Raw genomic sequence first — 8,465 nt, 5'->3', positions numbered from 1 at the left:
GAGCTCTTACCTCGCCGTTTCACCCTTACCCCGGCCGAAGCCGGGGCGGTTTGTTTTCTGTGGCACTTTCCGTAGGGTCGCCCCTCCTTCCCGTTAGGAAGCACGCTGCCCTGTGGTGTTCGGACTTTCCTCTCCCCGGGTTTCCCCGGGCAGCGACCGCCCGCTCGACTTGGCCCACTGCCATTGTATGAGATTGCCGGGCCGGCGGGTTGGTTGCGGTCCTGGTCAGCCTCCTGAGGGGAAGCTTCAGCGTTCACTTTGTGGCAATTTGCCGGGGAGACGGGTTTGCTGTCTTTTGGACGTTGTGCACATCGCCGCAAGGATGCGCCTCCCACCAGACGAGAGGCAACCTGCCCGGGGGGGAGGCGCTTGCCTTGCGGGTTCGTTGTAAGGAGGGAAGGAGGCCGCAAGCTAGGGGTTGTCGTGGAGGCGGATGGTTTTCTTGATGACGTTGCCGCGGGCGATGCCGGTCAGTTCGCCGTAGACCTTGCCGATCTTGGCGTCGGCTTCGAAGCGAATGGGGAGGCGGCGGTCGTCGGTGGAATACCAGATCAAGAAACCTCCGCCCTCGTTGAAGTAGGCACCCTCCGTGCTGATGCGGACGCTGTCGTACCGGGCCAGCGGCGTCCTGGTCGATTCCTTCTCCAGCACCTCGACCCTGACCTCCTGCGGCTCGGACTCGTCGGCCAGGTGGATCTGGTAGCGCTCGCCCGGTTTCATGCTGCGCAGGCGGGCCACGTAAAAGACGCTCACCACGTCGGCCAGAGGACCCGGAATGCCCTGGAAAGTCTTGACCTCGGTCCTGGGAGGCTCGTGCTTGAGATCGACCTTGCGCACCTCGACCTGGTCCTGCGAGTAGCGGAAGCTGGAAGTCACGTCCTTGCGCGTCTTGTCGCCCTCGCGGATGAACTTGCGCAGTTGATAAGAGCGGTAGTCGTCGCGGTCGATGATGGAAACGAAGCGGTCGTCGACTGCCAGGATGCGGCTGCGCACGAATCCGCTGGTGGCCGCCTCGGCGGTCAGCTTCCACACCGGACGCTCCTGGTAGGTGTCTTTCTCGACGCGGACTTTGACTTCCCCGGCCTTGATGTTGCCGATCAGCCACTTGAGGACCGCAGGCGGCTTCCAGTAGATGGAAAAGGTCAGCTCCTCGCCCTCGATGAAGGGCGCTTCGGCCTGGGCCACCTCGTCGAAAAGCGGGTTCGCCGGTCCCGCCGGATCGGAGGCCGGGGCCGAGGCCAAGGGCATGGCCGCCAGGGCAAAGATCATCAGAATGGTAGCCGTCTTCTTCATGGTGATTTCTTGACCGCCCGCCGCCGCCTACCACATTTTGATGCCGATCAGCAGGCTAAGTATCAAGAATCCTAGTACGGCATTATACTCGCGGTTGGCCTTGACCCGGGTCCAGGAAAAGCGGCGATCCGATTTGGGCCAGGCGGGACGAAGTGCGGGGAAGAAGAGAGGGACCCGCTTGCGGTAGTCGGGAAAGGGGTCCTGGTAGCCGGCCTGCAGCTCGTCCTCTTCGCGGCGCATGACCGGGTAGTAGAAGGCCAGGAAGAGGACGGCGTAGAGGACCACCAGCCAGACCACGCTGCCGGCCAGGGTGAGTCCCAGGCCCAGGATGAAGGATCCGAAGTAGAGGGGGTTGCGGGTATAGCGGTAGGGACCTGAAGTGACCAGTCCTTGCCATTTTTCAAGGTGTCCGGTGGCCCACAGGCGGATGAGCAGGCCTAGAAGGGCCAGGAGGAGTCCGGCCGCGTAGAGCCAGGGGCGGGGCTGGGAGAAGTAGAGGAAGAGGGCGGCGTAGAGGAATCCTACCGGGACGCGCAGGCGCTGGACAGTCATTGGGGGCCCTTGGGGGAGGGTGCTGGAGGTTGGGGGACCGGGTTCGCAGAGGGTTGTTTGGGGGTATCTTGCTGGGGAGACGGGCCTGCTTTCCGTGGGCGTTGTGCACATCGCCGCAAGGATGCGCCTCCCGCCAGACCTGGGGCGTCCTGCCCGGGCCGCAGGTAGTTGCTTTCTGGGTTCGTTGTGCATCTCGCGAAGCCGTCCATAGCCCTGGCGCCCGCCCTCCGTAGGTTTAGCGAAGGAGGGGAGGAGGGCCGCAAGGATGCGCCCCGGCGATGCAACTTCCAATCCCCGACGCCCAACTTCCAAGAGGACCGTCCTTGTGAGTCGGGTATTGGGCTTTGGGAGTTCGACCGCAGGTCGCCAGGTGCGCCTCCCGCGGTTTTCTTAAGGCGGCGGGTTACGGCGCGGAGGACTTCCCAGGGGGGGATGTTCATGCAGAAGTAGCGGTCACAGGTGCGCTTGTAGCAGTCGGAGCAGTGGAGGCTCCACTGAACCACCTCGTCGGCGGGGTCGAAGGGACCGTTGCGGGTGGCGGTGGTGGGGCCCATTACGGCCACCACCGGGACGGAGAGACCGGCGGCCAGGTGGAGGGGGCCGGTGTCGCCTCCTACGAAGAGGCGCGAGCGCCGGCACAGGGCGGCCAGTTGCAGGATAGTCGTTGGGAAGGTGCGGACTGGGCGAGGCGACAATTGGCGGCTGATCTGCTCCATGAGGGGCTCTTCGCCCGGTCCCCAGGTGTAGACCACGGGCAGGCCGAGCTGCTCTTCGACGGCGCGTCCCAGGCGGGCGAACTGGGGGGCCGGCCACAGCTTGGTCTCCCATCCGGCGCCGGGATTGAGCAGCACCGGGGGCTGATCGACTCCGGCTTTCTCGAGCTGCCGGTCGACGTAGCGGACGTCCTCTTGGGGCAGCTTCAGGGGCAGGTAAGGACTGGCTGCCTCGACGTCGGCCTCATCCAGGACCAGCGAAAGCAGGTGCAGGTTGGTGTCGATGATGTTGCGGGTCAGGTCGGCCTCGCCGTCGGCGGTGCGGGCGTAGAACCAGGAGGCGGCGGCTTCCTTGAAGCGCTCGGCGCGGAATCCGATGAGCTGCCGGGGACGCGCCAGGCGGGCCAGCACGGCGGACTTGAGCAGTCCCTGGAAGTCGACCGCCAGGTCGAAGCGCTGACCGCGCAGGCGGCGCAGCAGTCCGCTCATCTCGCCCAGGGAAAGGCGCTTGCGCCAGCTCTTGGTGTCGGCCGTCCAGACCTTGTCCAGGCCTTCCACCGCCTCCAGCAGGGGACGGTAGGGCGGTTCGGTGAGCCAGTGGATCTCGGCCTCGGGGAAGCGCCTGCGCAAGGCCTGCTGAGCCGGTACGGCATGGATGACGTCGCCCAAAGCTCCCAGCCGGACGATCAGTATCTTGCGCGGTTCCACCCGTGGATTGTACCGGATTGGCCCGGTGGTTGGTCAGGCCGCTAGTGCCGCGCGTCAGAAGTTTTGAGCGACCCTGTGGCGTTATCCCACGCTTTCAGCGTTCGGACCTTTGCCGTCTGAAACCCAGGGTGGCGCCGCCGTCTCGCTAACGCTCGCCGGGGCTGACCCTGGGCTGACGAATCGCTCGCCTTCAGCGAGCCCGGACTTGACTTCTAACACAGTCGCTTGGGCCGGCGAATCGCTCGCCTTCAGCGAGCCCGGACCTGACTTCTAACACCGTCGCTTGGGCCGGCGAATCGCTCGCCTTCAGCGAGCCCGGGCCTGACTTCTAACACAGCCGCTGGGCTGGCGAATCCGTCCCTGTCAGGGACAAGAAACGGAGGGCCCCTGGCTCAGAATTTATGACCGGCGGCACTAGCTTCGAGTCTTCTTGAGGAATTGGCTGGTGGAGTGGTCCTTGGGGTCGCCTACGATGGCGATGCGTCCGCCGTAGGAGAGCACCGTTTCACGCTCGGGCACCGACTCTTCGGTGTAGTCGGTGCCCTTGCAGTGAAAGTCGGGACGGATGGCCAGCAGCAGGCGGTCGACGGTGGGGTCGTCGAAGATGACCAGGTCGTCGACGCATTGCAGCGCCGAGAGGATCTCGGCCCGCTCGTCCTCGGGCATGAGAGGACGGCCCTCTCCCTTGAGGCGACTCACCGAGGCGTCGGAGTTGACTCCGACCACCAGGCGGTCGGCCAATTGGCGCGCGGCATGGAGGTAGCGGATGTGGCCCACGTGAAGCAGGTCGAAGCATCCGTTGGCGAAGGCTACCTTGCCGCCGGCGGCCTGCACCTGGCGGGTCCGGGAAACCGCGTCCTCTAGCGTGCGGGTTTTCAGCATGGTGGTTTGGTCGCCTTCCGTGGCCTTCTTTGGGGGCCGGTTGCGGGCGACGAGGTGGTTGCCTTTTGGGTTCGTTGTGCACATCGCCGCAAGGATGCGCCTCCCACCAGACCTGGGACGTCCTGCCCAGGGGGGAGGCGGTTGCCTTCGGGGCTCGTTGTGCCCATCGCAAAACCCTCCATAACCTTGGCTCGGCGATGCAACTTCCAATCCCCAACACCCAACTTCCAAGAGGACCGATCTTGTGAGTTGGGTATTGGGCACTGGGAGTTCGACCGAAGGTCGCCGGAGGTGAATCCTTGCCGGCGGGTCACTCGGCCGTGAAGTCGGCGCTGAGGCGGAGCATGTCCCAGGTGGCGACCAGGGTGCCGGAGTTGGCGCCTGTTTCTTGCAGCTCGATGGTGAACTGCTCGGCGGCCGCCTCGTTCTCTCCCACCGTGAACGGGATGCGGGCCACCTCGTTGGACTCGTCATAGTTCTCCAGATCAGAGCTGACGATCAGCACCCACTCCTGGGCAGAGGTCTTCATGGCCCAGAGGCGGTACTGGCCGGGCTCGATGGAGGCGTCGCCGAAGGTCAGGGACGCTTCGGTGTCGAGGACGGTGGCCTCGTTCTGGCCCATGCGCCAGGCAGCGCCCACCTCAAGCTGAGAGATCATGTCGCGCCCTTCCAGGGCGGGACGTCCATAGTCGATGGCGATTCGCTTGCCGTCAAGGGTCAATTCAGCCATGCCGCGGGCAGGAGGGGCCTCGTCGTCGCCTTCCTCCATCGCCTCGCCGGCCGGCTCTTCGGCCGACTCGTCAGCGGTCTCACCCGGGGCACAACCCCACATCAACAGCGATCCAATCAAAAGAAACAGAAGCAGTACTTTCTTCATATTCGATATCCTCCCTTTCAAAGAGCCCACATTGTAAACGATTACCCTTGCGCGTGGGGCGCCCGCCCGCCCCTGGTCTGGTGGGAGGCCTGGAAATCCCCTCCGCCATGGCCGCTCCTCTGCAAGCCAAGCCGGAACCCTGCCAGCCCGCCACCGGAACTGAGTCAAGCAGCCCGGCCCCCGGTATGGTGGGAGGTCTGGGAATCCGCACCGCCATGGCCGCTCCCCTGCAAGCCAAGCTGGAGCGCCACCAGTCCGTCACCGGAGCTCAGTCAAGCAGCCCGGCTCCCGGTCTGGTGGGAGGCGCATCCTTGCGGCGATCCCCACCCATGTGTCCGGAACCTCCGGAGCTGACTCGTTTGCGGACGGGCCAGCCGACTCCCCCGATCAGCCCCCTCGCGGCATCGCCTCCATCGCCGCAGGGATGCGCCTCCCACCCGGTCAAGGGACTATGGTGGAACCTGGAAATCCCCACGGCCCCCACGCGGCACCGCTATTCAGGGCTGGAGAAAGTCGCCAGAAGCTCGGCGCGGGAGATGGTGGCGGTGCCGCGCTTGCACACCGCCAGGCCTCCGGCGCGGTTGGCCAGGCGGGCGGCCTGGGGAAAGTCGGCGCCGGCGGCCAGGGCCACGGTGTAGGTGGCGACGACGGTGTCTCCCGCCCCGGTGACGTCGGCCACCTCGCCCTCTCCGTAGGGCGGGATGTGGAGAGCGCCGCCGGAGTGAATGAGTGAGAGCCCCAGGCGTCCGCGGGTGACCAGCAGCGCCTCCAGATCCCAACGGCGGCGGCAGGCCTCAGCGGTCTGCTCCAGCAGCTCCTCGTCCTCACCCAGGCGGACGTCGAGAGCCCTTTCAAGCTCCGAGACGTTGGGAGTCAGGGTGGTGGCGCCGGCAAAGAGTTCGGAGCGGTCGCGCGAATCGACGGCCAGCGGCTTGCCCAGGCTGCGGGCGGTCTCGATGGCGGTGCGGCGGACGCGCTCGCTCAGGTTGCCCAGGCTGTAGTCGGAGAGGATGACGGCGTCGCACTCGGGCATGACCTCGGTGAGGCGTCCGCACAGCGTCTCTTCCTGCCCCGCCGACAGAGTCAAGGGCCATTCGTAGTCGAGACGCACCACCTGCTGGCGGAAGCTCTGAAACGACCCCGCCAGGATGCGCACCTTGCGGGTGGTGCGCAGGTCGCTTTGAGGCATCACCAGCGAAGCGTCGATCCGGCTCGACCAGCAGTTGAGCAGCATGCGGCCCGACTCGTCCTCGCCGATGAATCCCAGCGGGCGCACCTGCGCCCCCAGGGCATGGACGTTGGCCACGGTGTTGGCGGCCCCTCCGGGACGGAAGTCGGAGTTGGCGTAGCGCAAAATGAGGACGGGCGCTTCCCGCGACACCCGCGAAATGTCGCCCAGCACGAACTCGTCGAGCAGAAAATCGCCCACCACCAGGACCCTGGCCCGGGAGAATCTCTCCAGCAGCTTGGCGGTCGTTTCAGCCTTCATCCCTGCTCCTGCTAGTCGTTCCTGCGGCGGCGGTCCTTGAGGATCCAGTGGGCGGCGTCGAGAACGTTGCAGGCCACGTAGTCGGGCTCCTCGGGCGAGCGGCGGCGGGAGGAGTTGGCCTCGGCCGAGGGACGGGCCGTCGATTTGGGAGGCTCGACCTGGCCCGTCTGAAACTTCTCCAGCGCTTTCTCGCCTTCTCCGGTCCTGACCAGCACGGCGCGGCATCCGGCCCGGTGTCCGGCCAGGACGTCGGCCACCTTGTCGCCCACCATGTAGCTGCGTCCCAGGTCGATTTCGAGTTGCTCGGCAGCCCGGCGCAGCAGTCCCGGTTCGGGCTTGCGGCAGTTGCAGTGGCGGCGGAAGCGGGCCACCGCGGCCTGAGGATGGTGGGGGCAGTAGTAGATGCCGTCCAGAGGGGCTCCTTGATGCTGAAAGGCCGCCCGCAGCGTGTCGTGGATGTCGTTGAGGGTCTTCTCGGTGAAGAGTCCGCGGGCCAGGCCCGACTGGTTGGTGACGATGACGATCTTGAAGCCGGCCTCGCGCAAGGCCGAGATGGCCTCGATGGCCTCTTCAAAAATGGCCACGCCATCGGGATCGTCGAGATATCCGACGTCCTCCATGACGGTCCCGTCGCGGTCGAGGAAAACTGCTACTTCAGCCATGGCCTCTCATCTGCCGTCGGGCGGCTTGCAGCACCTCGTCCACGGAGATGCCTGCGAAACAGCGAAGATCAATCGGGCATTCTCGCAGAAGGCAGGGGCTGCATTCAACCTTTTTGTAGATCGCCCGCGCCTGAGGACTGAAGGGACCGGTGGCGTCGAGGTCGGTCGATCCGAAGAGCGCCACCTGGGGAACGCCCAGCGCGGCGGCCAGATGCATGGGTCCCGAATCGTTGCTGATGAAGCAGGCCGAGAGGCTGATCAGGCCCATCAGTTGTCCCAGGCTGGTGCGTCCGTTGAGCAGGCAGAGCGGCTCGGGCGAAGCTGCCTGCACCTGCTCCGCCAGAGGACGCTCGGACTGCGAGCCAACCAGCACCACGCGGGCGTCCTCTTCACGGATCAGCCGTCCCGCCAACTGGCCGTAGCGCTCGGGAAACCAGCGCTTGGCCGCACCGTAGGCCGCGCCCGCGTGGATGACCGCCAGCCGTTCGCCTTCATCGATGCCCTCCTGGCGCAGCAAGGCGCGGGCCTGCTCGACCCACTCGGGACGGGCCTCCAGACGGACGTCGGGTTGAAAGTCGTCCTCCTCCAGGTAATTGCGTTCGGAGAGACCGCATTGGAAGAGCAGGTCAAGGTAGTAGTAGGTCTGGTGGCGTCCCAGGGAGCGGATGCGGGGCCTGGCGGCACAGGTCAGCATCCAGGAGCGAAAATCGCGGGCATAGCCGATGCGCCGGGGGATGCGGGCGGTCCACACCTGCAGGGCGGCCTTGAAGGAATTGCGGAAGAGGACGGCGTGGGAGAAGCCGCGCAGCCGCCCGGGCAGCCGCGTCCCCGGGTAATCCTCGGGGTGCACCACCGCGTCCACCAGCCCTTGTCCCTCAAAGAGTCCCGAAACCCAGCGCTTGGCCAGCAGCGTCAGCGCCTGATCGGGGAAAAGACGGCGCAGTTCGCGGATGGCGGCCACCGACATGACGGCGTCGCCGATCCAGTTCGTCCCCGAAATCAAGATGCCGCGCGGCATTCGTTATCTCACGCTTTCAGCGTTTGGGATTCTCTTTCTCCGAGACCCAGGGTTGCGCCCTTGCCGCGCTTCGCTTGCAGCGGCCTCCACCCTGGGCTGACGAATCGCTCGCCTTCAGCGAGCCCGGACTTGACTTCTAACACAGTCGCTGCCTGCCCTCCGTAGCCTTTGGCGGAGGAGGGGGCGGGCGAATCGCACCCCTTCGGGGATCTCAAGCTTCGCCATTCGCACTTCGGACCTCCTCCGTCGCCGGCTCGGAAGTCTCCCAGAA

The 8,465-nt window shown here is 65.7% G+C and carries 8 protein-coding genes and 1 other RNA gene; all 9 read right to left on the bottom strand.

The features are described 5' to 3' along the window. Nucleotides 1-172: RNase P RNA component class A (rnpB, locus tag VLU25_10540), an RNA gene on the bottom strand; the annotation flags it as partial. 239 nt (nucleotides 173-411) lie between these two features. Then, nucleotides 412-1,293: a DUF3108 domain-containing protein gene (locus VLU25_10535; protein HSR68369.1), complete on the bottom strand. Its 882-nt coding sequence runs from the start codon at nucleotides 1,291-1,293 to the stop codon at nucleotides 412-414. 27 nt (nucleotides 1,294-1,320) lie between these two features. Beyond that, nucleotides 1,321-1,845: an isoprenylcysteine carboxylmethyltransferase family protein gene (locus VLU25_10530; protein HSR68368.1), complete on the bottom strand. Its 525-nt coding sequence runs from the start codon at nucleotides 1,843-1,845 to the stop codon at nucleotides 1,321-1,323. Next, nucleotides 1,842-3,266, bottom strand: a complete 1,425-nt coding sequence (locus VLU25_10525; GenBank protein HSR68367.1) for a glycosyltransferase family 9 protein — start codon at nucleotides 3,264-3,266, stop codon at nucleotides 1,842-1,844. Before VLU25_10525 ends, VLU25_10530 begins: the two co-directional genes overlap by 4 nt. A gap of 414 nt (nucleotides 3,267-3,680) precedes the next feature. Then, nucleotides 3,681-4,148 (bottom strand): adenylyltransferase/cytidyltransferase family protein, encoded by a 468-nt coding sequence (locus tag VLU25_10520; GenBank protein ID HSR68366.1) that lies wholly within the window; start codon nucleotides 4,146-4,148, stop codon nucleotides 3,681-3,683. 310 nt (nucleotides 4,149-4,458) lie between these two features. Then, nucleotides 4,459-5,025, bottom strand: coding sequence for a DUF2911 domain-containing protein (locus tag VLU25_10515; protein ID HSR68365.1), 567 nt, complete (start codon nucleotides 5,023-5,025; stop codon nucleotides 4,459-4,461). Nucleotides 5,026-5,518: 493 nt separating this feature from the next. After that, nucleotides 5,519-6,514 (bottom strand): PfkB family carbohydrate kinase, encoded by a 996-nt coding sequence (locus tag VLU25_10510; protein HSR68364.1) that lies wholly within the window; start codon nucleotides 6,512-6,514, stop codon nucleotides 5,519-5,521. Nucleotides 6,515-6,525: 11 nt separating this feature from the next. Continuing rightward, nucleotides 6,526-7,176, bottom strand: a complete 651-nt coding sequence (gene gmhB, locus VLU25_10505) for a D-glycero-beta-D-manno-heptose 1,7-bisphosphate 7-phosphatase (protein HSR68363.1) — start codon at nucleotides 7,174-7,176, stop codon at nucleotides 6,526-6,528. Continuing rightward, nucleotides 7,169-8,194, bottom strand: a complete 1,026-nt coding sequence (gene waaF / locus VLU25_10500) for a lipopolysaccharide heptosyltransferase II (GenBank protein HSR68362.1) — start codon at nucleotides 8,192-8,194, stop codon at nucleotides 7,169-7,171. Before waaF ends, gmhB begins: the two co-directional genes overlap by 8 nt. Nucleotides 8,195-8,465 lie beyond the last annotated feature (271 nt).

It is taken from the genome of Acidobacteriota bacterium, assembly GCA_035471785.1.
Classification (GTDB): domain Bacteria; phylum Acidobacteriota; class UBA6911; order RPQK01; family DATIPO01; genus JANQFM01.
The sequence above is the reverse complement of the archived record's forward strand: the minus strand, read 5'-3'. Positions and strand labels throughout refer to the sequence as shown.

What these genes read in the sequence shown, in the direction of transcription:
- VLU25_10510 (HSR68364.1), bottom strand. Translation starts at nt 6,514, where the DNA reads ATGAAGGCTGAAACGACCGCCAAGCTGCTGGAGAGATTCTCCCGGGCC.
- waaF (HSR68362.1), bottom strand. Translation starts at nt 8,194, where the DNA reads ATGCCGCGCGGCATCTTGATTTCGGGGACGAACTGGATCGGCGACGCC.
- gmhB (HSR68363.1), bottom strand. Translation starts at nt 7,176, where the DNA reads ATGGCTGAAGTAGCAGTTTTCCTCGACCGCGACGGGACCGTCATGGAG.
- VLU25_10520 (HSR68366.1), bottom strand. Translation starts at nt 4,148, where the DNA reads ATGCTGAAAACCCGCACGCTAGAGGACGCGGTTTCCCGGACCCGCCAG.
- VLU25_10530 (HSR68368.1), bottom strand. Translation starts at nt 1,845, where the DNA reads ATGACTGTCCAGCGCCTGCGCGTCCCGGTAGGATTCCTCTACGCCGCC.
- VLU25_10535 (HSR68369.1), bottom strand. Translation starts at nt 1,293, where the DNA reads ATGAAGAAGACGGCTACCATTCTGATGATCTTTGCCCTGGCGGCCATG.
- VLU25_10515 (HSR68365.1), bottom strand. Translation starts at nt 5,025, where the DNA reads ATGAAGAAAGTACTGCTTCTGTTTCTTTTGATTGGATCGCTGTTGATG.